The 24,617-nt window shown below is 54.1% G+C and carries 26 protein-coding genes; 16 read left to right on the top strand and 10 right to left on the bottom strand.

The window, feature by feature from the left end; genetic code table 11:
- Window positions 1-58 precede the first annotated feature (58 nt).
- From FMM01_RS12450 to FMM01_RS12440, 3 genes are read right to left on the bottom strand one after another with little or no spacing between them, the layout of a single operon-like run.
- Window positions 59-454, bottom strand: coding sequence for an HIT family protein (locus FMM01_RS12450; protein WP_027828950.1), 396 nt, complete (start codon window positions 452-454; stop codon window positions 59-61).
- Window positions 451-1,203 (bottom strand): TerC family protein, encoded by a 753-nt coding sequence (locus FMM01_RS12445; RefSeq protein ID WP_150392733.1) that lies wholly within the window; start codon window positions 1,201-1,203, stop codon window positions 451-453. Before FMM01_RS12445 ends, FMM01_RS12450 begins: the two co-directional genes overlap by 4 nt.
- Window positions 1,204-1,221: 18 nt before the next feature.
- Entirely contained in the window at window positions 1,222-2,475 is a 1,254-nt protein-coding gene (locus tag FMM01_RS12440; protein ID WP_063516183.1) for an MFS transporter, read from the bottom strand.
- Window positions 2,476-2,578: 103 nt separating this feature from the next.
- Between FMM01_RS12440 and FMM01_RS12435 the strand changes: the two genes are divergently transcribed.
- The 5 genes from FMM01_RS12435 to FMM01_RS12415 all read left to right on the top strand — a co-directional run bounded on the left by FMM01_RS12435 (window position 2,579) and on the right by FMM01_RS12415 (window position 6,877).
- Window positions 2,579-3,208, top strand: a complete 630-nt coding sequence (locus tag FMM01_RS12435; RefSeq protein WP_150392732.1) for a sugar O-acetyltransferase — start codon at window positions 2,579-2,581, stop codon at window positions 3,206-3,208.
- Between the two features lie 178 nt (window positions 3,209-3,386).
- The gene (locus tag FMM01_RS12430; RefSeq protein ID WP_027828954.1) at window positions 3,387-3,971 is read left to right on the top strand and encodes a hypothetical protein; all 585 of its coding nucleotides are present in this window, start codon (window positions 3,387-3,389) and stop codon (window positions 3,969-3,971) included.
- Between the two features lie 328 nt (window positions 3,972-4,299).
- Entirely contained in the window at window positions 4,300-5,358 is a 1,059-nt protein-coding gene (locus FMM01_RS12425; RefSeq protein WP_150391459.1) for an IS30 family transposase, read from the top strand.
- Between the two features lie 144 nt (window positions 5,359-5,502).
- Window positions 5,503-5,988: a helix-turn-helix domain-containing protein gene (locus FMM01_RS12420; protein WP_035441252.1), complete on the top strand. Its 486-nt coding sequence runs from the start codon at window positions 5,503-5,505 to the stop codon at window positions 5,986-5,988.
- Window positions 5,989-6,355: 367 nt separating this feature from the next.
- A complete protein-coding gene (locus tag FMM01_RS12415; protein WP_223849941.1) occupies window positions 6,356-6,877 on the top strand; it encodes a methylated-DNA--[protein]-cysteine S-methyltransferase in 522 nt (173 codons plus the stop codon).
- 144 nt (window positions 6,878-7,021) lie between these two features.
- On the opposite strand, the gene FMM01_RS12410 is transcribed toward FMM01_RS12415, so the two are convergent.
- The gene (locus tag FMM01_RS12410; RefSeq protein WP_150392731.1) at window positions 7,022-7,840 is read right to left on the bottom strand and encodes an aldo/keto reductase family protein; all 819 of its coding nucleotides are present in this window, start codon (window positions 7,838-7,840) and stop codon (window positions 7,022-7,024) included.
- Between the two features lie 106 nt (window positions 7,841-7,946).
- Here FMM01_RS12410 and FMM01_RS12405 point away from each other — a divergent pair, with 106 nt between their 5' ends.
- Window positions 7,947-8,768, top strand: coding sequence for a hypothetical protein (locus FMM01_RS12405; protein WP_150392730.1), 822 nt, complete (start codon window positions 7,947-7,949; stop codon window positions 8,766-8,768).
- 2 nt (window positions 8,769-8,770) lie between these two features.
- On the opposite strand, the gene FMM01_RS12400 is transcribed toward FMM01_RS12405, so the two are convergent.
- Window positions 8,771-9,037, bottom strand: a complete 267-nt coding sequence (locus FMM01_RS12400) for a hypothetical protein (protein ID WP_150392729.1) — start codon at window positions 9,035-9,037, stop codon at window positions 8,771-8,773.
- Between the two features lie 205 nt (window positions 9,038-9,242).
- On the opposite strand from FMM01_RS12400, the gene FMM01_RS12395 reads away from it, so the two are divergent.
- Complete coding sequence (locus FMM01_RS12395) at window positions 9,243-9,695, top strand: MarR family winged helix-turn-helix transcriptional regulator (protein WP_150392728.1); 453 nt, start codon at window positions 9,243-9,245, stop codon at window positions 9,693-9,695.
- 70 nt (window positions 9,696-9,765) lie between these two features.
- Window positions 9,766-11,670 carry a M13 family metallopeptidase gene (locus FMM01_RS12390; RefSeq protein ID WP_051225466.1) on the top strand — a complete coding sequence of 635 codons (1,905 nt, stop codon included), beginning with the start codon at window positions 9,766-9,768 and terminating at the stop codon, window positions 11,668-11,670.
- A gap of 111 nt (window positions 11,671-11,781) precedes the next feature.
- Here the strand turns inward: FMM01_RS12390 and FMM01_RS12385 are convergent, their stop codons facing one another.
- Entirely contained in the window at window positions 11,782-12,216 is a 435-nt protein-coding gene (locus tag FMM01_RS12385; RefSeq protein ID WP_063516727.1) for a macro domain-containing protein, read from the bottom strand.
- Window positions 12,217-12,338: 122 nt separating this feature from the next.
- Window positions 12,339-12,602: a GlsB/YeaQ/YmgE family stress response membrane protein gene (locus FMM01_RS12380; RefSeq protein ID WP_063516726.1), complete on the bottom strand. Its 264-nt coding sequence runs from the start codon at window positions 12,600-12,602 to the stop codon at window positions 12,339-12,341.
- A 214-nt stretch (window positions 12,603-12,816) separates the two neighbouring features.
- Between FMM01_RS12380 and FMM01_RS12375 the strand changes: the two genes are divergently transcribed.
- Complete coding sequence (locus FMM01_RS12375; RefSeq protein ID WP_150392727.1) at window positions 12,817-13,128, top strand: hypothetical protein; 312 nt, start codon at window positions 12,817-12,819, stop codon at window positions 13,126-13,128.
- Between the two features lie 119 nt (window positions 13,129-13,247).
- Window positions 13,248-14,063, top strand: coding sequence for a 2-dehydro-3-deoxy-D-gluconate 5-dehydrogenase KduD (gene kduD, locus FMM01_RS12370; RefSeq protein ID WP_150392726.1), 816 nt, complete (start codon window positions 13,248-13,250; stop codon window positions 14,061-14,063).
- A 42-nt stretch (window positions 14,064-14,105) separates the two neighbouring features.
- On the opposite strand, the gene FMM01_RS12365 is transcribed toward kduD, so the two are convergent.
- Window positions 14,106-14,834: a TatD family hydrolase gene (locus tag FMM01_RS12365; RefSeq protein WP_190973365.1), complete on the bottom strand. Its 729-nt coding sequence runs from the start codon at window positions 14,832-14,834 to the stop codon at window positions 14,106-14,108.
- A gap of 346 nt (window positions 14,835-15,180) precedes the next feature.
- Here FMM01_RS12365 and FMM01_RS12360 point away from each other — a divergent pair, with 346 nt between their 5' ends.
- The 5 genes from FMM01_RS12360 to FMM01_RS12340 all read left to right on the top strand — a co-directional run bounded on the left by FMM01_RS12360 (window position 15,181) and on the right by FMM01_RS12340 (window position 20,769).
- On the top strand, window positions 15,181-16,344 hold the full coding sequence (locus tag FMM01_RS12360; protein WP_150392724.1) for an MFS transporter: 1,164 nt from the start codon (window positions 15,181-15,183) through the stop codon (window positions 16,342-16,344).
- Window positions 16,345-16,644: 300 nt separating this feature from the next.
- Entirely contained in the window at window positions 16,645-17,358 is a 714-nt protein-coding gene (locus FMM01_RS12355) for an endonuclease III domain-containing protein (RefSeq protein ID WP_150392723.1), read from the top strand.
- A 25-nt stretch (window positions 17,359-17,383) separates the two neighbouring features.
- On the top strand, window positions 17,384-17,986 hold the full coding sequence (locus FMM01_RS12350) for a metallophosphoesterase family protein (RefSeq protein WP_150392722.1): 603 nt from the start codon (window positions 17,384-17,386) through the stop codon (window positions 17,984-17,986).
- 11 nt (window positions 17,987-17,997) lie between these two features.
- A complete protein-coding gene (locus tag FMM01_RS12345) occupies window positions 17,998-18,927 on the top strand; it encodes a hypothetical protein (RefSeq protein WP_150392721.1) in 930 nt (309 codons plus the stop codon).
- Between the two features lie 18 nt (window positions 18,928-18,945).
- Window positions 18,946-20,769, top strand: coding sequence for a cation:proton antiporter domain-containing protein (locus tag FMM01_RS12340; RefSeq protein ID WP_150392720.1), 1,824 nt, complete (start codon window positions 18,946-18,948; stop codon window positions 20,767-20,769).
- A gap of 3 nt (window positions 20,770-20,772) precedes the next feature.
- Here the strand turns inward: FMM01_RS12340 and FMM01_RS12335 are convergent, their stop codons facing one another.
- Together FMM01_RS12335 and FMM01_RS12330 are read right to left on the bottom strand one after the other, a co-directional pair.
- Window positions 20,773-21,966 carry a hypothetical protein gene (locus tag FMM01_RS12335; protein WP_150392719.1) on the bottom strand — a complete coding sequence of 398 codons (1,194 nt, stop codon included), beginning with the start codon at window positions 21,964-21,966 and terminating at the stop codon, window positions 20,773-20,775.
- Between the two features lie 118 nt (window positions 21,967-22,084).
- Entirely contained in the window at window positions 22,085-22,942 is an 858-nt protein-coding gene (locus FMM01_RS12330) for an NAD(P)-dependent oxidoreductase (RefSeq protein ID WP_150393289.1), read from the bottom strand.
- Window positions 22,943-23,113: 171 nt separating this feature from the next.
- Here FMM01_RS12330 and FMM01_RS12325 point away from each other — a divergent pair, with 171 nt between their 5' ends.
- Entirely contained in the window at window positions 23,114-24,559 is a 1,446-nt protein-coding gene (locus tag FMM01_RS12325) for a DDE-type integrase/transposase/recombinase (protein WP_150392454.1), read from the top strand.
- Window positions 24,560-24,617 lie beyond the last annotated feature (58 nt).

Raw genomic sequence — 24,617 nt, 5'->3', positions numbered from 1 at the left:
ATAGACCCGGTGCACGGCGAGCCAAAGAGTGGCTCAGTGCACCGGGTCTATTTTTTGTTTATTCGTGCTGGCGTACCGGAATCACACCCCGCACACCGCCCCGCGGATTCGGTGTATCGCCGACATACCGCGGAATCAGGTGGCAGTGGCAGTGAAACACCGTTTGCCCGGCCACAGCGCCGCAGTTTAAACCAATGTTGTAGCCGGCCGGATGGTACTTGGCGGCCAGCAGCGCTTTGCCGCGCCGCACCAAATCGGCCATATCCTGCTGTTCTGCCGGCGTGAGCGCGAACCAATCCAAGCGATGGGCGCGGGGAATGATCAGTAAGTGCCCTGGGGTTACCGGCGATCGATCAAAGAAGGCCAAGCAGGTCGTATTCGCTAAAACGACCTGGGACGGCGGCAGTGTGCAGAATGGACAAATCTGCCCAGCGGGGGTCTCGCTTTTCTTCATTCTCGCTTACTCTCCGCGGCTCGGGCTTGCCGGACGAAATGGATGACCAAGGTCACAATGACTGCTCCGGCGACGATCAATGCAAAGACATTATTGGGGATTTCAATATTGATCATCGGAATTCCTAAGAACAGCTTTACCGCAATGATCGCGATCAGTGCGTAGGCCATCACCTCTAATTCCGGAATCTTGGCCATCAGGGCCATGATGATCTCGGCGACGCCCCGCATGCACAGAATCCCGATCATGCCGCCAATCAGAACGACGACGGTATTGCTGGATACGGCCAGGGACGCTAAGATCGAATCGATGGAGAAGACAATATCCATCGATTCAATGGAGATGACGACCCGCCAAAACAGGCTGATCCGGTGGTGTTTCCCCTGGAGCAATTTGCTTTCGCCCTCAGTGGCGGTATCTCCCGCATGGTGATACCGATCCCAGAAGAAGCGAAAGGACAAATAGGCTAAGTAAGCTGATCCAAGAATCTTAATGAACCAGAAGTGAATTAAGTAAGTACCTAAGCCGATGGCGATGAAGCGAAATAAATACGCGCCCCAAATCCCATAAAGCAGAGATTTGCGCTGTTCAGATTCGTCTTTAAGCACCTGAGTCTGCGCCGCCAGGACCACGGCGTTGTCTACGGACAGCAGACATTCCAGCAGAATCAGGGAGAGGATGATCAGCCAGTCATTACCGGACGTAATAACGTGGGCCCAGTTATTGAGGTCAAAGAAGGGACCATACATGCGTTGTAGTATCGGAGATTACTCCTTTCTAGAAGCGGCAGATTGCTGGGGAACGAATAGGAAGATAATAAACCCAATTAGGAAGAAAATGAATAGGGAGCTGGCGCCGATCGTCGAGCGGCCGGTGAGCTGAGTGATGGCGCCGACCAGCAGCGGCCCAAAGATGGCGGAGAACTGGCCAAAGATATTATAGAAGCCGAAGTATTCGCTGGCTTCCTGCTTCGGGATCAAGCGGGCGTAGTGGCTGCGGCTGACGGCCTGGATACCGCCCTGATTCATGCCAATCAGCACCGCTAGGAACCAAAAGCCGATCTGATCGTGGAGGAAGAAGGCATACAGCGTGATGAAGGCGTAAAAGCCCAAAGCCATCAGCAGGATCGGTTTCGTGCCGAAGCGCTGGGCCAAGCGGCCGTACAGAATGGAGAAAGGTACGGCGATCACTTGTACCAGCAGCAAAACGACCATCAGCATACTGCTGCCTAGGCCCAGATCCACCCCGATCGGTGTGGCCATGGTGAAGATCGTGTCCACGCCATCAATATACAAGAAATAACTCAGTAAAAACAGGGCGACCGGCCGATTGCGAATGATCCGGCCGGTGGTGACCCGCACCCGGTGCCAACTGGCCCGCACGGGGTGGTCTACTGGGTCTAAGTAATAGGTCTGGCGGACATTGCGCCACATGGGCAGAGCGAAGACGATCCACCAGATGGCCGACAGAAAGAAAGAGAACCGAACAATGGCGGTTTGCCCCATGAAGCCGAAGCCGTTGGTCAATTCCAGCACCATGACCACAATGAATGGAATAACACCGCCAAGATAACCCAGGGCAAAGCCGTTAGCGGATACCCGATCCATCCGGTCGGCTTCAGTCACGTCTGTGAGGAACCCGTCATAAAAGATGTTCGCGCCGGAATAACCGATGTTAGAAATCACGAAGATCGCCAGCAGCAGACTCCACCAGCGCTCTGGGACGAACGGGAGGAGGGCGGTGGCGATGATCCCCAAAGCCGTGAAGCGGCGGAACAGCATCTGTTTATAGGGCCGGTAGTCGGCAATCGCACCCAGGACCGGCGCGAGCAGCGCCACAATCAGGGTACTGAACGAATTAGCATAGCCCCAGTAAGCGGTGGAATTGGCTGCTGATACCCCAGCGCCGGTAGCCACCGCCTTAAAGTAAATCGGCAGAATTGCCGTGACAATCACGATCGCATAGGCTGAATTGGACCAATCATACATCATCCAGCTTTTTTCTTCTTTAGTAAAACGCACGCGCTGCCCCTCCCTTAATCATTTATTGATTAGTATACCTGAAATATGGGCTGTATCGAGTATAATGAATGGATAAAAACGCGGACAAAGGAGATTTTACGCCATGGAGACAATGAATGAACGGATGCTGGCGGGTAAATTATACAAGGCGGCGGATGCCGAGATCAGAGCGGCCAGCAAACGGGGGAGTGATTTGGTTTGGGAATTTAATCATATTCCGCCCCAGGAAAGTGCCAAACGCTTGGCGGTGTTGAAGGACTTATTCGCCAGTGTGGGTAAGCATTATTATATTGAGCCGCCGTTTTATGCGGATTACGGCAGCCACACCACGATCGGTGAAGACTTTTATGCCAACACCGGCTGTGTCTTTTTAGACACGGCGCCCATCACCATTGGTCAGCGGGTCTATATGGCCCCGAGTATCAGTCTGTATACCGCCGGCCACCCCATCGATGCGGCGATTCGCGGTGAAGATCTTGAATATGGCAAAGCGATCACGATCGGCAACGACGTCTGGATTGGCGGCGGTACGATTATCAATCCTGGGGTGACCGTGGGCAGTGATGTCGTGATTGGGTCAGGCTCAGTGGTCACTCGGGATATTCCGGATCACATTGTGGCTGCGGGCAACCCGGCGCGGGTATTGCGTTCAATCACAGAAAAGGATCGCACCGTTTGGCAAGCCCAAAAGGACGAATTCTTGCATTGGCAGAAGCAGACCGGCTGGAAATAAAGCCGGTAGATTTACCGTTTCTTAATCTCTATGCGCTTACATTATTGCAGATATATTGCGCAATCATCTGGTTTATTACGTTTCATTTACGGCGGTCCATAGTCGTTGCTTTTCATCTGGTCTCCCGGTACGATAGAATTAAATGATAGTTTGATGAAGTGCAAGGGGGCATAGCGACATGGGTGTTTTTAAATGGCGAGAGCGGACTAGACCATTCTTGAATATGCTGTGGGGTGCAAAAACACCAGCAGTTACGACAGTGCGGACGGCACTGCAAATGACAAACCGTCAACTGCGCGCTGCGTTTGCTGCCCAAGCCAACGTCCGGGGTGAATGGTTGGAAACTGTTTTGGGCCAGCTCCGAGTGCGCTCAGTCCGTTACCTGCAATTAGATGATGGCCAATGGAGTGCTGTACTGACGGCGCAGTACGTGAACACCAGCGATGCTGCGGTTCAGCCCGCTGCTTTTGTCCAAGGCGGCTGGTTGCTGGCTTCCCAGCAGCGGCAGGAATTATCCTTGTTGCGGCCTAACCGGGAACTAGTGGCTGCGGTAGTCACTGCCTATCCCGCACTTAATGCATTATGGGAAAACCTATATCGGCCGATTGCCCCCGGGGAACGCAGCGTCTTCGCCGTGATCGTCCCGCTGCTTGAACAGGTACCAGTCACAGTACATCTGGCAGATCGTTATGGCGATCTGCGTCAGCAAACATATAATAGCGGCCAATTGTTGGCCGGGCCCATGCTTCATAGCATGAGTTAATACCTATCTGAATGATCAGGCGCCGGCGCAAGCCGCGCCTTTTGTTTTTTCCTCATATATCAGTACCGCCAGACATGCACACAATTTTGTCATGGTTTCTTTACATTTTTTTATTATTTCTCAAGCGACCGGCTAAAAGCGGGATGGAGGGCGGTCCACCGGAGCTTTCCGGTGATTACCGCAGTACTTTTTATATCTTTTTTCTTGCCGGATTTAAAATTGAAGTGCAACACCGATTGAGTTAGACCAATCGACCGGGTTGATTTAACAAAATAGGCCATGAAGACCTATCCTTGAAGCGACTAAACTACCAAGAAAGGTGACCTTCATGACCCACAATCAGTCTAACAGTCTCGGCTCGTACACTCAACTCACAGAGGGCGAGCGCGGAATAATTGATGCGCTTTGGCACTCCCATGAATATTCCATTCGCGATATTGCACACATCATCCATCATTCCCCTAGTACGGTAAGCCGTGAGCTTAAGCGCGGCCGAGTCCAGCAACGGGATTCGAATTATCATTACTACAAGGATTACTTCTTTGATGCTGCCCAACGACAACACGAAGAACGACAGACCCATTCCCACGCCAAGAGCATGTTGGAGAAGTGTACCTACTTCTTTAACTGGCTGACCGCTCAGATCAAGAAGCATGCGTATCGTGAACAAAGTATTGATGGGTACGTGCATCAGTTCCAGCAACTCTGGCCTAATCGTTCGTGCCCCTCAACGCCGACCGTGTATCGCTACATTGATGCCGGACTGTTGTCAGTGACCAACATGGATCTGCCTGAGAAGTTGCGGCGTCGCGAGAAAAGGCCAGGCCGTAGTCATGCGCGTAAGAATAAACGCATCGCTGGAACGTCCATCGACAAGCGGCCCAAACAAATCAATAACCGCTGGTTTGTTGGTGACTGGGAAGGCGACCTGGTGAAGGGGAAGCGTTCTGCCGACCAACCAGCATTACTCACCCTGACAGAACGTGTCACACGTTATGAGCTGATCTACAAGATCCCAAACTATCACGCCCGGACTTGCTTAGAGGCCATGCAATACGTTCTGAACACACATGATCCTTATCTATTCCACTCCATCACCTTCGACAACGGTTCTGAGTTCGCCCTCTTGGACCAACTCAGAGGAACAAAGATCTACTACTGCCATCCCTATACACCCAGTGAACGTGGCAGTAACGAGAATGCCAACGGCTTGATTCGAGAATTCATTCCAAAGGGTCAATCACTATGGGAAGTCTCTAAGGAGAAGATTCGTAAGAGCCAAGATGTCTTAAACCACCGGTTAAGGAAGTGCCTTGGATACCGCAGCGCAATCGCGGCGCTCCAGGCCTCCCCCCTGGGCCTGGAGGAATCCCTGCCCACTACCTAAACCAATTCACACTAAACCAATTCACATGGATGAGTCTTCACTGTTGCACTTAATTTGACAATTCGGGTATCTTTTTTCTTTTGCATATCGGTTGTTTTGAGTGTATTATTATTTATAGCTTGATAATACATTGGAGGGGTTTTAGTGGATTCAACAAATACCATCGAATTAAAGATCCCCATCCACAGTGGCGTTGCAGAAATCGCGATTCCCGTGGATGCCTCGGAAGACGAATTAAAAACGATCAGTCAGAGCATCTTAAATACGTTACAAACATTGAAATCTTTAAATCCTGACCTGAATGTTGACGTGCCGGCCTTGTTTGGGACGCAAGAGGCACCGAAAAAGGCCGCTCCCGTCGCTGTTGCCCCAGAGGATAAAAAGGCTTCGTTTGTGATTTCGCGAAATAATAGTCATGAAGATGCGGCCCAAACTGCCGGCAACTTCCTACGCGATTTCCGAGAAGACCAAAACGCCGATCGCAAAAGTATCTCTGAGGCGACCGGGATTGCGTACTCTAGTGTCTTTAATTTAGAAAAGGGCAAGAGTGTGCCGTCTCTGGAAACTTTGGCGAAGATTGCGGACGCGTATCAGAGTGATGTTAAAGTCACATTCGTTCCTCGCGGTTAATATAATTTAACGTGTGCCACCGGCTAAACGCGCTTCGGCCGACAGAAGCTGGAGCACAAGGCAGGGGAAACGTAAAACCTAAGCCCAGGTTTTTCGTTTCCCCTGCCTTGTGCTGACGTTTCTAACCGTCGGCCTACGCTCTCTGGCGCTGGACAAAAAAAGAGCTGGTCAATACCCGAGTTTGTATCGACCAGCTCTTTGTGTATCCCCGGCTTGCCGTCCAGAGATACACCCGGTACAGAGGGAGAGTCGCGGCCTTGCCTGCCGCAACACATGTAGATCAACGCGTGTTTCAATCTACAAGTACATTATAAAGCGAAGGCCTGGGCGGGGGCAATTAATACGCCTTGGCTAAGGAGGGCTTATTTTGACCGAGTATTTAACGACGGCAGTGCATTCGCCCTGGGGCGAGTTCACGGTGATCACAGCACCCCAAGGATTAGTCTTTGTCGGCAGCCCAGGCCGGGTGGGGCTGAACGAGTGGCAGCAGTTTGCCCCGCAGTGGCGGACAGCTGCTGCCGCCCCGATGCCCTCGGATCAGGCTGCGGCCTTGCAAAAGGCATTTACCGCTTACTTTACGGGCGCCCAGCACACGGTGCAGTGGCCGCTGGCGCCGTTCAGTACCGGCACGCCTCAACAGCAGCAGGTGTGGCAAGCATTAGCGGCAGTCCCGTACGGTACTACGATATCGTACACCGTGCTGGCGGCCCGCTGCGGGCTGGCACACGCTGTCCGGGCCGTGGCCAGTGCCGTCGGCAAGAATCCGCTGCTGATCGTGCTCCCCTGCCACCGGATCGTCCGACAAGATGGCAGTGTGGGGCAATACCGTGCGGGGACGGCGATGAAACAGCAGCTGATCACGTTTGAACACGACCAGCTGACTGTCTAAACGGGCTCCGGCCGACAGAAGCTATGGCAGAAGGGCACCCCGGCACAAAACCTAAGTGCGGGTTTTGTGCCGGGGTGCCCTTCTGCCGCCGCTTCTGACCGTCGGCCTGCGCCCTCTGGCCCCCGCGGGGGCCTTTTATTGTCGTCAGCGCAGATGCAGCGCGTTCAAGGCAGCCATATCCTGAGCATTAATGACGAAGCCGTCAATATCTTGATTGGCTTGAATATGCTTTGGATTGATTGAGCGGGGCAGCGGCAGCACACCCTTTTGGATACAATAACGAATGGCCAGTTGGGCGGTGCTGACACCGTAATGATCCGCGACCGCCTGAATATCTTTATTCCCAATCAATCGGCCAGTGCCCAGCGGGGAATAAGCTTCCACCAGCATGCCGTGGTTCTGCGCGTAGTCGGTAATTTCCGGTTCAGTATAACCGATGGACCAATGAATCTGGTTGACCATCGGCGCGACCTGCGCATGGTCCAGAACCGCTTGCATATCCTTGACCGCGAAGTTAGAAATGCCAATGGCCCGCGCTCGGCCGGTGCGATAAATTTCTTCAAAGGCATCCCACGCCGCCAGGTTGCCGGCGGTGTAGTCCTGCCCCCGCTGACCCCATGGCCAGGGGGCATGAATCAGGTAAAGATCGACATAGCCCAGGTCCAAGTGGGCCATGGTCTCGTTGAACGTATCTAAGGCCCGGTCGTAATCTTTGACCTCTGCGGGCAGCTTGGTGGTGACAAAAACGTCTTCCCGCTTCAGCCCGGAATCGCGAATGGCCCGGCCGACATCGGCTTCGTTGCGGTAAGCGTAAGCCGTATCAATGTGCCGATAGCCCAACTTTAACGCCGTAGTAACCGCGTCGTAAGTCTCCTGTCCTGGCGCAACCTGCCAAGTGCCGAAGCCGATCTTGGGGATCTGCACGCCGTTGGCCAGCGTATAAGTATCCGTTAATATTGCCATATTGACACCTCCGTATCCTCAATGATAGCACATACATCCAGAGGAATAGCCTATAATGGAATCATCTATTTTAATTCAGGGCCTTCATTCAGAAAGGAGTTTGCGTATGCGCAAAGTATCACTACTCATGCTGGCGGCCAGCGGTGCGCTACTGCTGGCTGGCTGCCAGCCAACCACGCCGGCCAGCAACCACAGCTCGGCAAAAACGTCGGCCAGCAGCCAAAGCAAGCAAAAAGAAGATGCCAGTCAAACGAGCAGCAGCCAGGACGTGAGTGATCTCAGCCCGAAGGACGCCCTGGCGGCAATCAACACCCAGCTGACTCAGGATCTGGCCGGAGAGCTGTATCTGCTGAAGACACCGCCAAAGAATGGGTACTGGCAGGTCAGCAGTACCGCCAGTGGGGACCAAACAATTTTGCAGTACACCCCCAGCGACACCAGTCAGGATCTGCAAAAAACCGCCACCGCTCAGTGGCAGTACCAGCTCACCTGGCGGGATTATACGAGCAGCGATACTGCCGCCGCGGCCGTCAACGCCGAACCGGTGCAAAGCGGGCTGAGTACCGTCAAGCTGGGTCAAGGCGTCACTGCCACCCAAACCGGCGGGCCGACGGCGCATTATTTGCATTGGGCGGATAACAAATGGGTGCTGACTGTCCAAGACAGCAGCACCCATGATGACGCCCAACCGTTGGCGGAAAAAGTGGTCAGCCAGCTAGCCAAAACGGCACTGCCGCTCCCCAGTGATAAGGGGGCGGTCACGCTGGTGACCCCTGCGACGGATGATTCCGGCCAACAGGTAATCTGGAATGATGGCGACCGGCTTTACACGTTTACCGGTCAGGATGCGCTGAGCACGCTGCGCTGGGCGGCTAGCCTGAGCAAGACCCAGGGCACGGCCGCGACCAGCAGCGACGATAGTCAGTAGCGTTACCGCACGGTGTTCTCATAGAACTGGTCTAGGCGGACTTCCAGCGTGTGCACATCGACCAAGGAGATCGTTGGGAAATAGTGGAAAAGGAACAGGGGAAAATTGCTGCGGAAAAAACGGTAATTTAACCGATCCAGCGTTTCTATGTCGTCTCCCGCCTGCCGATTCAACGACACGATGCCAGTGGGCCCTGCATACAAGTATGTATCAGCGTCCAGCCATACATGTGCGTTATCTGTGGGTGTGAAAAGTTTCAAGTTCTGCATCGAATGACCTCCCCGTTAAATTGTGTACAGCCACCGTCTCTCGATGGTGTGTTCTCGTCGCAATGCATCGAGTATAGCACGGAGAATTTTTGGCTGACAGGTTGTTTTTTGCCCGCAAACGTGCTATGAAGAGACCGCGAAAAGCGCTACACCACGGGGATATATTACATTGATTGTTTTTTTATGAGGAGAGGGAGAATCACCCATGCCTGCCACCACACCGATTATGCCGGATGCCATTTACGCGTCTTTGACCCATACCCACCGAATTCTGGACACCTTTTTGCAGCGCCGTTTGACCCCGCTGCAGCTGACCTTGGATAATTACTTAATCGTGTTATTTATTGGCCAGCAAACGGAACTCAGTCAAGATTGGCTGATGCAACGGCTGGGCATCACTGCCAGTGTGGTCACCCGCCGATTGAAACAGCTGCAGGAACAAAAGCTGATTACGAAGGTGGCCAACCCCGATGATCGCCGCGGCTGGCTGGTCCAGCTAAGTGCTGCAGGGCAGCTGACCTATCAGAAATTGGTCGAGGTGCTTTTGGCCGGGCACCAGCACCTGCGCCAGGGATTGACTGATGCCCAGCTGGTGACGTTCTATGTGATGCTGCGCCAGATTGAGATCAATGCAGCCCGACCGGAAGAAATGAAGTGAGCCTCTTTGTTTTTTCAATGCATTATAGTACAGTGAGAACATATAACAGAATCCAGAAGGGATGAATGACATGGCAGAGACAACAGTACGGATCCAAGACGATTTATTTGATTATGTGAACGGCGAATGGGAAAAGAACGCTGTAATTCCCGACGATGAATCGTCGACCGGCGGTTTCAACGACCTGGCCCGGGATGTCGAAAAGAAAATGATGGGCGAGTTCGCCGACATGGCGGCAGGTAAAGAAGAAGCGCCGGACAAATACTTTGCCCAAGCCATCACGCTGTACAAGCAAGCCCTGGATTTCAAGACCCGGGACGCGGCGGGTATCAAGCCCGTGCTGCCGCGGCTGGCAAAATTGCAATCCTACCAAACACTGAGTGCTTTCTCCGCTGACATGGCTGAGTTGTCTCAGAATCTGTATCTGGTACCCTTCGGCGGCGGCGTTCAGCCGGACATGAAGGACACCAGCAAGAACTCCTATGCGCTGGCCGGCTTGGATACGATTTTACCGGATACGACCTACTATACGCCGGACAATCCCCAGGCCAAGCAGCTGCTGGCGGTCTGGGAAAAGATGGCGCGTAAGATCATTGCCGAGACCCCGCTGAGTGCGGCTGACCAGGATCAGTATATTAAAGACACCTTGGCCTTTGACCAAGAAATCGCTAAGCACGTGAAGAGCCGCGAGGAATGGGCGGATTATCCCGCGATGTACAACCCGACGCCGACAGCCGAAGTGGCCAAGCAGCTGGCGCCGCTGGACTTTACGGGCTACTTAAAGGAACTTTTACCGGTCGTGCCGGAACAGATTATTGTGGCTGATCCCCGGTTCTTGAAGGAGTTTTCTGAATTATTCAACGAAGAATCCTTCCCGCGCTTCATGCACTGGAACTATCTGATGGAGTTGCTGGGCAACACTGGGTTGTTGAGCAATGAGCTGCGGCTGGCGGGCGGTGAATTTGGCCGGGCGATGACTGGCCGGCCGGAAGCGCCAAGCCAAGAGAAGCATGCGTATCGCTTAGCCAACGGTCATTTCAGCGAACCCATCGGTATTTACTATGGCCGCAAGTACTTTGGCGAAAAAGCCAAGCAGGACGTCACCGAAATGGTGCAAGATATGATCCAGACCTACAAGGAACGGCTATCCGGTAACGACTGGCTGTCCCAGGCGACCAAGGATAAGGCCGTCGTGAAACTGAACAAGATGGTCTTGAAGATGGGCTATCCGGATCACCCGAAGAAGGTTTACGATCGGTTCCACGTGGATCCAGATAAGAGTCTGTTCGATAACATTATTGCGCTGGGCAAGGCGGGGCAGGCTTACAATGCCGAACAGTTGACCCAACCGGTGGATCGGACGGAATGGAACATGCCGGGCCATTTGGTCAATGCCAGCTATGACCCGTCCCGGAACGATATCACATTTCCGGCGGCGATTCTGCAAGCGCCGTTTTACAGTTTGGACCAGACCCGCAGCGAGAACCTGGGCGGTATCGGGGCAGTTATTGCCCACGAAATCAGTCACGGTTTCGATAACAACGGGGCGAAGTTCGATGAATTCGGGAATATGAAGGATTGGTGGACGGACGCCGACTTCACAGAATTCAAGAAGCGTACCCAGGGTATGATCGATGAATTCGATGGGCTCAAGGTCGCTGGCGGCACGGTCAACGGCAAGCAGATCGTCAGCGAGAATATTGCGGATGATGGCGGCTTAGCGGCGGCTTTGGCGACAGCGAAGAAGGATGCAGATGTGGATCTGAAGGCATTCTTCTTGAACTGGGGCCGGATCTGGCGGGAAAAGGCGCGGCCGGAGTATGCGAAGTTTATTTTGGCGATTGATGTGCATGCGCCGAATAAGCTGCGGGCGAATATTCAGGTGCAGAACCAGGATGACTGGTATACGACCTTCGATGTTAAGCCTGGGGATGGGTTGTATAAGAAGCCGGAGGATCGGGTTAAGATCTGGTAGGCGATATCCTCCTTGGCGCTAGGTACGCAGAAGAATCTAACTTTTACAATCTAAAAATAGGGATCCCAGCCGAATTATAACTGGGATCCCTATTTGTGTGGGTGGGTTTGCCTATTTCAGCCGGCAGACCATAATCTCGATATCCGTGTCCGCAAAGAGTTCTTGGATGAACGGAGCACTTTCGCGCCAATCCAGGCGGTCGATGCCGGCACCGATGAGGGGGATGGCGAGTTTCTTTTCGTGGTGGGCGATGAGGGCTTCTTTCAGCGTGCGCAGCGCGGCTTCGAAGTCGCTGCGTTCTGGGAGTTGAGCAGATTCGCCTTTGGTGATCAGGTTGTAGATCACCCGGTCATCGGGGCCGACGTAGCGAATGGCGTCACCGATGGCGGGTTCGGCGTTTAATACGGCGCCAGGCATTTCGGGATAGTAGCGGCGGAAGGTCAAGGCAATGCCCGCGCCCATGCCGGCATCAGCTGCAATGCAGTGGGCAAAGGCGTAATCTGGTGCGGAATCAAATAAATCCTGAGTCTCTTCGTGATAGTTCATGATAAATGGCACCTCTTTCAGAGCAAGGATACCACGTTTCACGTGAAACAAAAACTGCCCCGGGCGGGAGGTCCCGGGACAGTTGGGGAGAGTATATCATGAAGTACAAGCGGTACTGCGGGCTAGGCTTTTGCCGATTTGCCCATTTGGCCGAGCACGAGGGAGACGACTACGACCAAAATGATGGCCCCGAGAATCGAAGGAATCAGGGCCATGCCAGCAAGCTGGGGGCCCCAAGAGCCCAGGAGCCATTGACCGGCAGAAGCGCCGACCAAGCCGGCAATAATATTGCCGATCCAGCCGCCGGGGAGAGAGCGGCCAGTAATCGCGCCGGCGATCACGCCGATAATGGCCCCGACAATGAGGACCCATAACCAGTGCAACATAGGAATCATCCTTTCTGTATTGGTATGTACTTGCTACTATTTAAGTGTAGCGAACCGCGCGGTCAGTGTGCAATGTTCCTGTTAGTGCTGATATAACAGCCCAAGCCGTTGCCACGACTGCATTTCTAACAGTTTTGTCACATCGGTCTAACGGCTGAGGTGCGAAAATTGAGATATCGATACACTAAAGAAAAACTGAATTGGGGGATGTTCTATGCCATTATTGGCGATTTTGATCGATGCCGTGACGTTGGGCGGGTATTTCATCATTTTGAATTCCGGCGCCGCCCGGGTGCCATTTTGGGGCCTAGCCTTGCAGGCAGCAGCGGCCATCGTGCTGCTGCTCATGAGTATTGCCTATGGCGGCCGCCGCCGGCTGCGGTTTCGCGGCAATGAAGGCTACCGGCCCTATACACTGCGCTATGGCATCGTGTTGATGTCTTTTGCTGTCAATGCCATCGTCGTGGTGATGTATTACTTGAGTCTGAGCGGCGGGAATAACTTAATTATGCATTTTTATGGGTAAGAAAGCGGAAGCAATCCCGGTATAAAGGGGTTGCTTTTTTGGTGCGGCTTGATATGATGGATATGTACAAATAAGAAACAAGGTTTCTATATAAGAAATTAATGCAGGAGGGATTTTATATGGCAGAATCTGCAGAAGAAATTGCACAACACGAAAAAGAATTGGACCAATTCAAGATGAACTGGTTCAAACTGGACGGCAAAGTGGCCATTGTGACTGGCGGGAATACCGGCCTGGGCCAGGGGTATACGGTGGCTTTGGCCGAAGCCGGCGCTGATGTGTTGGTGGCCGGTCATGGCACGGAGCAGTGGGCTGAGACCCGGGCCATGGTGGAGAAACGCGGCCGCCGGGTCGAATTCATGCAAGTCGATTTAACGACGCCGGATGCAGCAGACAAGGTCATCCAGACGGCTTTAGATAAGTTTGGCCGCATTGACATCTTGGTGAACAACGCGGGCATGATCAAGCGCAATCCGTTACTGGAAAGCAAGGATCAGGACTGGGACAATGTCATTGCGATCAACCTGTCTGCGGTCTACCACTTGAGCCTAGCGGCGGCCAAGGTCATGGCAAAGCAGAAGTCCGGTAAGATCATCAACATCGGGTCCATGCTGTCGTTCCAAGGCGGCAAGTTTATTCCGTCCTACACGGCCGCCAAGCATGGTGTGGCCGGTCTGACCAAGGCCTTCGCCAGCGAACTGGGCGCCTACAATATTCAGGTCAATGCCATTGCACCAGGCTATATTAAGACCGCCAACACGGCTCCGATTCGGGCCGATAAAGCCCGGAACCAAGAAATCTTGGATCGGATCCCAGCAGGCCACTGGGCAGAACCTTATGAACTCATGGGCATTGCTGTATTCTTGGCCAGCGATGCCGCCAACTATTTGAACGGGGCCATCGTACCAGTGGACGGCGGCTATTTGGTTCGTTAATTCAATTGTGATTCTGATGGCATCCCGGTTCTGACTGGGATGCTATTCTTTTGCCAAAAAGCGGGTCAGATTGGCCCTGAGCTGGTCCGCCAAAGCCGTGGGCGGCAGGCCGCGCAATTGCGCCAGCCGGGTCAGCAAACCGGTCATGAAGCGATCGTAGTCTGTGTAGGCATCAGCTTTCTGCCCGGTCGCCCAGGTGATTGATTCAAGGCCATCAGATTCTAGAAGCAGCCGATCTAAGGGGACTGTTTCGGCCAGCCCCGTCACGGTTGGATCAAGGCCAAGGGAGGGGCCGACCGAGAAATAGGTGTCGAGGCGGAGGTAGTCGGCTAAATAGTTTGGACTGTCATACCAATGGACATAGTAACGATTAGGAAATTGGCGGATCGTAGATAGGATTTCCTTTTCGGCGCCCTTAGTGTGCAAGATCACCGGCTTGTGCCAGTCCCTGGCCCAGGCCAGCTGCTGTACGAAGGCAACCCGCTGCTGGCTGAGCGGATTCTTGGTCCAGGCCGTGTCCAGCCCAATTTCGCCGATGACGGGCGCTTGGGTCAAAAACGGCTTCATGGCGCCGGGCGTTAAGCGGTCCACGTCCCAAGGATGGACGCCGGCAGACACCGTGATGGCTGCCGCTGGGTGATTATCTTGCCACTGCTGAATAGCCGCCCATTCAGTGGGATTTTGACTATTCACGATGCCGGCAACATGGTGCTGGGCTAAATGGGTTAGCAGGCCGGTATCTCCGGCGATATGAAAATGACTGTCGATCACAAACAACACCTCCGCCCCCAGTATACCGGGCGGCGGGCACAGATTGACCAGAAATTGGTGACAAAAGGTTCCCGAAACGGGCAAAGTTTCGCCACATCTATCCCGTAGTATATAAATCATCAACAGAAAGGAGTGAGGCGATGATTGATAACCAACGTGAGCAGGACATACGGTTTCTAGACCCGTCGTCCTCCTCCAGCCGCAATCAGGCGGCCGCACACTAGCCAATATCCAACTTTTTCTTCATGATGATTTTTCCTCCCCAATCCTCATCTGACCACCGTCTACCTCCCCGGACGGTGGTCTTTTTTTGCTATGATAGAGAGCGTTCGAGGAGGTACATGCAATGGCCGAAACAAAGACTGGCGCGATTCTTTTTGCCAATGGCGGCATCAATATGGGCATTGGTTTGATCATGCCGATCACGACGCTGTATATTCATCAAAATCTGCATGAAAGCTTAGTTACCGCCGGAGCGGTATTAATGGGTTTCTCTTTAGCTATGACGGTGGGGAACATACTGGCCGGCTGGTGGTTTGATCATGCCCAGCCCCGGCAGGTGCTGTTTGCCGGTAATATACTGACCGTCTTCGCCCTGCTGGCACTGACTATCTGGCCGGCGTGGCCGATTTTTGCTTTGCTGGAGATTCTTTACGGGTTAGGTCTCGGCATTTTGAATGCCGCGATGAATGGGTATATTGCGTATCATCAACGGGTCAATGCCAACATTTTTAACCAAGGCTACTGGATCGCCAGTGTTGGCATGGGGATTGCCACGGCCAGCAGCGGCTTTCTATTCCGCCAGGGTATTCGCTGGGTTTTTGGCGGGGCGGCGCTGCTGTTTGCAGTCACCTTTGCGGTGATTATGCGGGCTTTTCAAAATATTGACCGTGCCCCGGCGCCCAGCGAGCGCCAACGGGGGCCCATTGATCGCCGGCTGCTGGGCAGTTTAGCGGCCATTGCCGGGATGCTGATCATTATATGGATCGGCTACGAGCAGTGGAACAGTAATGTATCGGTCTTGATGCTGCACCACGGCATCAGTGTGGAGAAATACAGCCTGCTGTTCACGGTGAATACGGTCGAAATTATTCTCTTACAGCCGATTGCCAACCGATTGATTGCGCCGAGCTTTGTCCATGATAAAGTCAAGGTCATCGCCGGCAGCATCCTATTCGGTCTCTCTTACCTGATTATCGTGGGGGCTGCGGACTATTGGCGGTTCGTGCTGGGGATCATCGTGGTCACGCTGGGCGAGATTCTGGCCTTGACGGCGGCGCCGTCTTTGATCAACCGATATGCGACCGACCGCAACCGGGGGATGCTGCAATCCTTAACCAGTTTGTCCGGTTCGCTGGGCCGGGCGATCGGTCCCCTGGCCGGCGGTGCGCTGATCACGGCGGTTAATTATAATTGGACGTTCTTGATCCTTTTTCTGGCCCATCTGGTGGGGGTGGCGGCGATGCTGACGGTGCGGCCGCCCGATCATCAGCAGGGCGCAAAAGAATAACCGATTGACCATAGAAGGATCATTGATTCATCACATTTCGCCGGTATTGTAGACACTGTAAACAAGTAAAGGAGTGATGCGATGACAGTTCAATGTAACGGCGATCAACGACGGCTTCTAGACCCGTCATCCATCGCTGCGTGAGACACCTACCTAACAACACAACCAACTTTTTCTTCACGATTTTCCTCCCCAAGACCAGCCATTCCTCCCCAGTGGCTGGTCTTTTTGTGAGCAAAACCAGGCGGATAGGGCGATTTGCCGTGCTATAGTGAATCATACAAAAGGGGGAGATAACCGATGACCGCACCGTGGCGCATTGTTTTTGATAATTTAGCTGCCCATTACGGCCCGCAGCATTGGTGGCAGGAGGACCAGCTGGGGGATTGGCTGATGATGGTCCTGGTCCAGCAGACCAACGCTCGTAATGTGGCCCTGGCAATGAATAATTTACAGGATGTTTTGAGCGTCGATCAGCTGCTGGCCCTGACCCCGGAGGAATTGGCCGAGCGGATCCGTCCGGCCCGGTTCTATTTGCAGAAAACGGCCCATCTGCGCGGCTTGCTGACGTGGTTTAAGGAAGCCGGCGGCGATTTTGCCGCGATTAGCGCCCGGCCAGCTGACCAGTTGCGGGCGCAGTTGCTGGCATTAAAGGGCATTGGTCCGGAAACAGCGGACGTGATGCTGATGTACACCTTCGGCAAAAAGACGTTTGTCGGAGATGAATACGCCCGCCGGTTGAGCCAGCGCATCGGGTTGGGGGTGTATAAGACTTACGCGGCGATGCATGACGCGCTCCAGCCTTTCGCCGAGACGCTCACTTTGAACGAGGCGCGCGAATTGCACGCGCTGATCGATGAGCATGGCAAGACCCAGATTGGGCATCCCTATGATGACAGTTTTCTCACCACGCCGGCTGTGCCGGCGGACCAATGGCCGGTACAGGCGGTACAGAAAGATGGGCCCCATGGCTACCCGCAGTTGGGTGGGAAAGTACCAGCTAAACGCATATAATCGGAGGCAATAGAGAGGTGAGTTGATGACTAAGCAGATAGCACCCCAATTGATCGTCCTTTCGGATCTGCATCTCAATGGTCAGCCAGAGCGGTATCAAACAGTGGTCCGTGCCCTGCAAACGGCGGCAGAACAGGCTCCGGCGGCCCATTTGGTGGTCAACGGTGATTTGACCGACACGGGCACGGCTGAGCAATTTCGAGAATTCAACGACATCATTGCCGCCAGCCCCTTTGCCCGGCGGACCTGGGCGACGTTGGGCAACCATGATGTCCGCGGGCCGCATTGGCCGGACTGGGATAACAGCGAGCAGGCTGATCCGCAGCATTTCCATGCGGTGACGGAATCTTTCTATACGCAATATTTGCAGTCCCTGCCGGAAATTGATCGGCAGGCTCTAAGCTTTGTCGTTCATTTGGCGGCATACCAGCTTATTTTTCTCAATACTGAAAAGGGGCTGAAAGATTCGGCCTATTTCAGTCCAGAGACCTTAACTTGGCTAACTGATCAATTGGCCCAGGCGGCGGCCACCGGTCAGCCGACGCTGATCTTCTGTCACCAGCCGCTGCGCCAGACCCATTGGCGCGGCAACTTTGGCGCGGCAACTTTGGCGGGGGTATTGGGCTAGAAGACCAGGCGTTGAAGCAGATCCTGACGGCGTATCCCAATACGTACTTTATTTCTGGTCATATCCATAATGGTTTCGGCGTGACCGGCGTAGTTGAGCGGCCCTTTGGTACGGCAATTGATCTGCCGGCATTAGCCGTGAGTGAAAACGGCCATGTGGGTCATGGTCTGGGCTTCATCACGACACTGGGCGCAGCTGACCAGCGGTGGGCGGCCTGGGATTTTGTCGATCAGACACCGCTGCCGCAGTATGATTTTCAGGTGGTTGTACCGACCACGGCGGCGCTGATGCAGACGGCACGTCAGCAGATCGCGGCGGGGCACCTGGCGGCACGGTATGATACCGTGCTGGCAGCGTTGGCAGAAAGGCTGGATCAGCGCTTTGACCAGCATTTGTTTGATGATCCCCGCACCGACGGCGGGACGCAGGCACCGTCTGCACCGCTGTATACCGCCGCGGAGATCACTGCCATGCAGGCTGGCCGCGCACAGTTGTTAACTGCCTTGCAGAATGGGCCGTTGGTGACCGCGCCGAGTCACCGACCAGCTTTGCTGGTCCCGCCTGCACCGTTGGCTGATCTAGCCCAGCTGGCCTTTGTGGCCAGGACGTTGTGGGAATCGCCCAACTTTTCAGTCCGCAGCCATCTGGCTCTGCAATTTTCCTTAGCCCGGCTGAATTTGATTTTAGCGCACCCCACTGAGTTTACCGACGCGGCCCGGACGACTGCAGCGAAGCAAGTCCGGCAGGCCATCGCAGATCTCGTGGCCGCTCCGGACAAGACCGGCCTCATGACCGGCTGGCGGCAGTTGCTAGAGCGGCCGGCCACGCCGCAAAGCAAAGAGTTAGCAGCCCAAGTCCAGCTGGTGCTCCAAGATCCGGAAGCTACGACGGAAACGATTCAGCAATTGCAGCAGGAATTGGCATCAATTTTAAATCACTAAGTTAAGGAGCGTGCATTCATGGAAAGTGTTTCTCTGGTCATTGTGCTGCTTGCGGCATTAATGATCCCGTTACTGATGGCACGCCTACATATCACCAACGTACCCACCGCGGTGGCTGAGATCATCACTGGCATCCTGCTGGGTCCCAGTCTGCTGAACGTGGTCCCCACGAATGCGGCCTTGAATCAACTGAGCAGTTTGGGCGTGATCGTCTTGATCTTTTTATCCGGGATGGAAATTGATTTTTCTCTATTTGGCCGGCAAAAAGACGGCAGCCAGCAGCCTGGTCCGGTTAGTATCGCGCTGCTGGCCTATGCCAGTGTGATCGGTATGGCCTTGGTGGCGAGCTTGCTGCTCCAGGCCACTGGCTTGTTCAGCCATCCGGTTTTTGCGACTATTGTCTTTGCCACCGTCGCCCTGGGCGTCGTGATTGCGGCGCTAAAGGAAAAGGAACTGCTATCCAAACCCTTTGGCCAGACGATGCTGTTGATTGCCGCCTTGGGGGAAGTCGTGCCGTTATTGGCGCTGACGATTTATTCCGCCGTGGTCCACCCCACGGACAAGAGCATTTGGCTGCTCTTGCTCATTTTCGTGGCGGCAATCGTTCTCTTGCTCCGATTTCGCCGGCCGTACCAGTGGTTCGCTCAAATCGACAAGAGTACGACGCAATTGGATATTCGCCTGGCGTTCTTCTTGATCGTGACCCTGGTCACCGTGGCCGCACAAGTGGGGGCGGAATCCATTCTAGGCGCGTTTCTCGCTGGGATCGTGATGAAACTGCTCCATCCTCGGGAAGAAACGCGGGACAAGCTGACCAGCATCGGTTACGGCTTCTTTATTCCCATTTTCTTCATTATGACCGGGGTCAAGATCAATCTGCGGACACTGCTGGCGGACCCGGCCAGCCTGGGCTTGATTCCGTTGCTCCTGCTCGGCTTTTTGCTGGCTAAAGTCCTGCTTTGGCCGATCCTGCGCCGGCGCTTCCAGCCGCGCAACGCGATTGCGGGGACCTTTCTCATTTCGACCACGATTACGCTGGTCGTACCGGCGGTCACAGTGGGGCGGAATCTCGGCATTGTGACCAGCCAGCAGGCCGGGGCCTTCACCCTGGCGGCGGTGATCACTTGTCTTGGCGCGCCGATTCTCTTTAATACGTTCTACGTGCAAGAAAAAGAAGATTACCAAAAAACGGTGGTCCACTTCATTGGCACCAATATTCTGACCGTCCCCATCGCCCAGCAGCTGACCAAGGGATTCTACGACATTACGCTCTATACTGATGATGCGACTCGGTATAAGACCTACAATTCGGAGACCAATGTGCGTTTCCTCGACGAATTCACCGCGGCTAAGCTGCAAGCAGCGGATGCTTTCCAGGCTGATATTGTCGTGTTGGGCTATTTTGACCACGACAAGAATTACCAGCTGGCGCAATGGGCGATTACTGCCAAGGTGCCGCGGATCATCGCCCGGTTTGAAAATAAGGATATCCAGAGCAACGAGTATGATGAGCTGACCGCCCAAGGGGTCGAGATATTCAATACATTAGAGGCCAATATTTCGCTGTTGCGGGCGCTGATCGAATCGCCGGCGACGGTGCGGATTCTGTCCGATACCACGGCCGGAATTTATGAAATCGTGGTTCGTAACCGGCGGTTCACTGGTATGCAGCTTAAGAATCTGCCGTTTATTGATGAGATCACGGTCAGTCAGATTTATCGGGATCACGAGTTTATTGCGCCCCACGGGGATACCCAGATTCAGTTGGGCGATCACATTATCTTTACGGGCGACAAAGAAGCCGTCGGGGATATCCGGCGGCAGGTAGAGTTGTTGAATTGATGGTTACAGCGTCATCGCATAGCCATTTTGCAAGATCTGATGCACCCGGGCATACCCGGTTTGCTGATAATTCAGCGTAATCATCTGGCGGAAACGAAAACTCTGATTAGCCAAGGGTTGGTCCGTCGGCCTGGCGCTGCCGTTTTGGGTGGTCAGGGCGGTGATGTCGCTGAGATGCGGACTTTGGCTGGGCGAGTTGTAAAGGGAATAGAACCAGACGTCCCCGTTATCCACGCAGGCGACAAACATGTTGGCGGTTGTATTGCTGGACGGGGTGTGACTGTTGAAAACGTACAGCGGCTGGCCGTTGTTGGGGATGATGTGGTAGTAATAGTCTGAACCGGCAGTGCCCCGGTCGAATAGGGTGGCCGGGTCTTCACCCTCCATCGCCCAATAGGCCATGAAGATCAACGTGGCCCGATCCGCGTCGGTTAGTTTATCCGCCACACTCAGCGGTGCGTCTTTTGCCGCCTGCAAGGCTCCCAATGGGGTATGGGGGTCTTGCTTTGGGGCCGGATTACTCGTGTCAGTGCTGTTTGCCGAGGACTGCTGACTGGATGCGGACGATGCGGATGACTGGGCCGTCGATTGGCTGGTATCGGCGGTGGTGTCCGCATCTGCCGGGTAGAGGTTGAACTGGCTGGCTAGTGCTACCATCACGGCGCCGATCATGATCAGCACCAGTTGTACTTGGCGCGTGCTATCCATTTTGACCCGCAACTCCCGGGGCGTGGTGTAGACATCCCGCATCTGACCGGTATCTTCGGCATCTTGAATGGTGTGCAGCGCCTTGATCGTGTACCAGCGCAGACCGCTGGCTAACAGAGCACTGCCGGCCAAAATCCAGGCCGCCGTGTTTCGTTCCGCGGTTTCAGTCGTGAAGAGATCAGAAAGAAAATCGGCCGCACCGGCCGGGATGACATCCGCGACGGCTAGCTGCGCCGCCACGGTCCATAATAGGGCCGCCCCAGCGATGACGGTGAGGATGATCGTGACAATGCGAATCAACCCCAGCGGGGGATTGCTGCGGTATAAGGTTTTCAAATAGAAACGGCGTGCCCCTTTGATCTTGGCCGCGTTCTGGGTGACGTGGGCTTGCAACTGCCGGTCCACGGCTTGGCTTTCTAAATACCGCAGCCGGCCGGCAAGGATGAGGATGAGGAGCAATAGGATGAGGGTGATGATCAAAGCAGCCATAAAGAACCTCCGTTATCAGTGAATGGGGGCTATTATACCAGAAAATAGAACCCGCGGTGCTGAGCCGGCGACCGACAAAAAACTGTCCCCGTTAGGAGACAGTCAATCATCCGTTTGATTATTTCTGTTTAAACTGATCCAATGCCGTGTTGTGGTGTACGATATCGCTGAACCGTGCCTCGCCGTCCACCGCATCAACGGCCTTCTGCAACCGGCGCAAAGAGGCCTTGACCATGGGCAGATCCACCAGGTCGTCGGTTGCCTTGACCAGTTCCACTTCATCGGCTACGGAATCCTTCAGCGGCCGCGGATTGCTTTCGTCCAAGGCCCGCTTCACCACTGGTTGTAACGGCCCGCGTTGGAGCAGATCCAGGGTGATATCGTAGTCGATGCCGTAAGCATCGGCCAGGTCCAGAGTTTCCCGCAGCCCGGCTTCGGCAGCCATGATGGCCACGTTGGTGATCAATTTCAGCTTGGCGCCATTGCCCGACGGCCCGACGTAGCGGACGGTGCCAAAGACCGATAGAATCGGTTGAACTTGATCAAAGACGGCCTGGTCACCGCCAACGATCAGCACCAGCGAGCCTTCCCGAGCATAGCGGACGCCGCCGATGATTGGGGCGTCGAGTAAATGGGTATCAGCCGGCAATGCCTTGCTGATGGTCGCAATCTTTTCTGGATCCAGTGTCGATGTCACGATCAATGTACTGCCAGGCTGCAAAAAGTCGGTGATGCCTTTTTCGGCACCATGGCCGACATGCAGCGCCGGGACGTCGTCGGACATGACGGACGTAATGATGACCCGAGAAGCCTGAACCGCCTCGGCCAGTGATGTCGCAGCGATGACGTGTTCCCCGGCCAGCGCCGCTGTTTTTTGCGGCTCTTTATCCCAAATGACGACGTCATAACCGGCCGCTGCCAGGTGCGGGATCATTTCAGATCCCATAAAGCCAACCCCAATAAACGTTATTTTCATCATCGATCACTCCTCTGCTTTACCGGTACTGTCAAAAGACGTACCTTTCTTTCTGCTTTCCGGGTGCTTTTCTTGCCTTCAGGCAAAAGAAAAACACCCGGATTTTTCTCTTGTTCTGGTATCCTAGGTGTACACAACTACAACTAAGAAATTCCGAAAAGAGGAATCCGAGTGCATACACTATTGATACAGTATTTAATTGAGATAATCAAGTACCAACGCCGTTTAATTATTTTGTTGGCGTTATGGCTGTTCCAGTTCATCAGTAACTCGCGCATGCCCCAGCCAGACAAGCCAATCTACAAACGGTTCAACCAGTTTGAAGTAGACGAAGCAGTGCCCCTGCTGGCCGCAGACATTCAGCCCGAGAAACTGGACTATCAAGAGCTTTTAGCCCAACACCTGACGGATACCGGCAAACCCATCAAGGCTGTGCGTCGACGCAAACCGATTGATTTTCAAGCACTTCGGTGTGCGCGGTGCGACGCACCGAGCGACTACCTTTACGCCAACAACGGCAAAGGCGGTCAGTTAGAGTGCAAGGTCTGTCACTTCAAGTTTCAACGACGCGACGGCGACTACAAGAAGGACGTATCACTGCGCTGTCCGTATTGCACACACGCACTGTACCTGCATAACAAGCGCGTGAACTTCGATGTTTGGGTCTGCCCAAACGACAATTGCTCGTATCGCCAAGGCAAGGTAGCTCAGTTATCACCCAAACAACTGGCCGCGTTCAGTGCCGAACCAACCCGGTTTAAAGTCCGCTATACGTACCGGGATTTTCGTTTTGAGCTGAAGAGTGTCGACGCCGACTCGCCAATTCAAACAACTGTTGACCTGGGCCGGATCCGCGCCACACCGCAAGTATTGGGTCTGGTCTTGACCTACCACATCAATTACGGCATGTCGGCCAGGAAGACCGCGGCCCTGATGTACGACGTGCACGGTATCAAGATCTCGCACCAGACGATTCATAACTATGAAGAAGCGGTGGCCGCCGTCGTTCGTCCTTTCTGGGCGAACTATCCGTACAAGCTGTCTGAGGAACTGGTTGGCGACGAAACCTACATCCGCGTGAAGGGCAAGTGGAACTACATCTTTTACTTCTACGATGCCCTGAACAAGCTGATTCTGGCCGATTACGTCACACCGCATCGCACTAGCGAATCAGCGGCCATCGCGATCAACCAGGTACTGCAGAAGTTTGATGTGATCCCCGAGAAGCTGCGCTTCATCGTCGATGCGAACCCCATCTATCAGGTAGCCCGAATTTACTTTGCCAAACATGGCATCAACTTCGACATCAAACAAGTCATCGGTCTGAAGAACAAAGACGAAGTCTCTACCGAGTTTCGCTACTTGAAACAGATCATTGAACGTCTGAATCGCGAATATAAGGGCCACTACCGCTCAACGACCGGCTTCGGCTCAGCCAAAGGCTCAGCCAGCTACACAACACTGTTCTCAGCGTGTTACAACTTCTTGCGGCCGCACGAGGCGCTGAACTATCACGTCCCTGTGCCAATCGATGCAGTGCTGGCCCACGAGCGGATGTTTGATAAGTGGCTTGCACTAATCGCACTCGCTCAGGAACAGCTGCCTGTCGCTGCTTGATCACCTGACGAAGAAAATCTCAGGCGCTCTATTTGTGTGCGTTAGAAACATTCTAGCG

The organism is Schleiferilactobacillus harbinensis, assembly GCF_008694105.1.
Classification (GTDB): Bacteria; Bacillota; Bacilli; order Lactobacillales; family Lactobacillaceae; genus Schleiferilactobacillus; species Schleiferilactobacillus harbinensis.
Note: the sequence above shows the minus strand (reverse complement) of the source record. Positions and strands in the feature narration are given on the sequence as shown.

Coding starts and splice junctions, on each gene's coding strand:
- FMM01_RS12450 (WP_027828950.1), bottom strand. CDS start 454: ATGAAGAAAAGCGAGACCCCCGCTGGGCAGATTTGTCCATTCTGCACA.
- FMM01_RS12445 (WP_150392733.1), bottom strand. CDS start 1,203: ATGTATGGTCCCTTCTTTGACCTCAATAACTGGGCCCACGTTATTACG.
- FMM01_RS12435 (WP_150392732.1), top strand. CDS start 2,579: ATGGAGACAATGAATGAACGGATGCTGGCGGGTAAATTATACAAGGCG.
- FMM01_RS12430 (WP_027828954.1), top strand. CDS start 3,387: ATGGGTGTTTTTAAATGGCGAGAGCGGACTAGACCATTCTTGAATATG.
- FMM01_RS12425 (WP_150391459.1), top strand. CDS start 4,300: ATGACCCACAATCAGTCTAACAGTCTCGGCTCGTACACTCAACTCACA.
- FMM01_RS12410 (WP_150392731.1), bottom strand. CDS start 7,840: ATGGCAATATTAACGGATACTTATACGCTGGCCAACGGCGTGCAGATC.
- FMM01_RS12405 (WP_150392730.1), top strand. CDS start 7,947: ATGCGCAAAGTATCACTACTCATGCTGGCGGCCAGCGGTGCGCTACTG.
- FMM01_RS12400 (WP_150392729.1), bottom strand. CDS start 9,037: ATGCAGAACTTGAAACTTTTCACACCCACAGATAACGCACATGTATGG.
- FMM01_RS12395 (WP_150392728.1), top strand. CDS start 9,243: ATGCCTGCCACCACACCGATTATGCCGGATGCCATTTACGCGTCTTTG.
- FMM01_RS12390 (WP_051225466.1), top strand. CDS start 9,766: ATGGCAGAGACAACAGTACGGATCCAAGACGATTTATTTGATTATGTG.
- FMM01_RS12385 (WP_063516727.1), bottom strand. CDS start 12,216: ATGAACTATCACGAAGAGACTCAGGATTTATTTGATTCCGCACCAGAT.
- FMM01_RS12380 (WP_063516726.1), bottom strand. CDS start 12,602: ATGTTGCACTGGTTATGGGTCCTCATTGTCGGGGCCATTATCGGCGTG.
- FMM01_RS12375 (WP_150392727.1), top strand. CDS start 12,817: ATGCCATTATTGGCGATTTTGATCGATGCCGTGACGTTGGGCGGGTAT.
- kduD (WP_150392726.1), top strand. CDS start 13,248: ATGGCAGAATCTGCAGAAGAAATTGCACAACACGAAAAAGAATTGGAC.
- FMM01_RS12360 (WP_150392724.1), top strand. CDS start 15,181: ATGGCCGAAACAAAGACTGGCGCGATTCTTTTTGCCAATGGCGGCATC.
- FMM01_RS12355 (WP_150392723.1), top strand. CDS start 16,645: ATGACCGCACCGTGGCGCATTGTTTTTGATAATTTAGCTGCCCATTAC.
- FMM01_RS12350 (WP_150392722.1), top strand. CDS start 17,384: ATGACTAAGCAGATAGCACCCCAATTGATCGTCCTTTCGGATCTGCAT.
- FMM01_RS12340 (WP_150392720.1), top strand. CDS start 18,946: ATGGAAAGTGTTTCTCTGGTCATTGTGCTGCTTGCGGCATTAATGATC.
- FMM01_RS12335 (WP_150392719.1), bottom strand. CDS start 21,966: ATGGCTGCTTTGATCATCACCCTCATCCTATTGCTCCTCATCCTCATC.
- FMM01_RS12330 (WP_150393289.1), bottom strand. CDS start 22,942: ATGAAAATAACGTTTATTGGGGTTGGCTTTATGGGATCTGAAATGATC.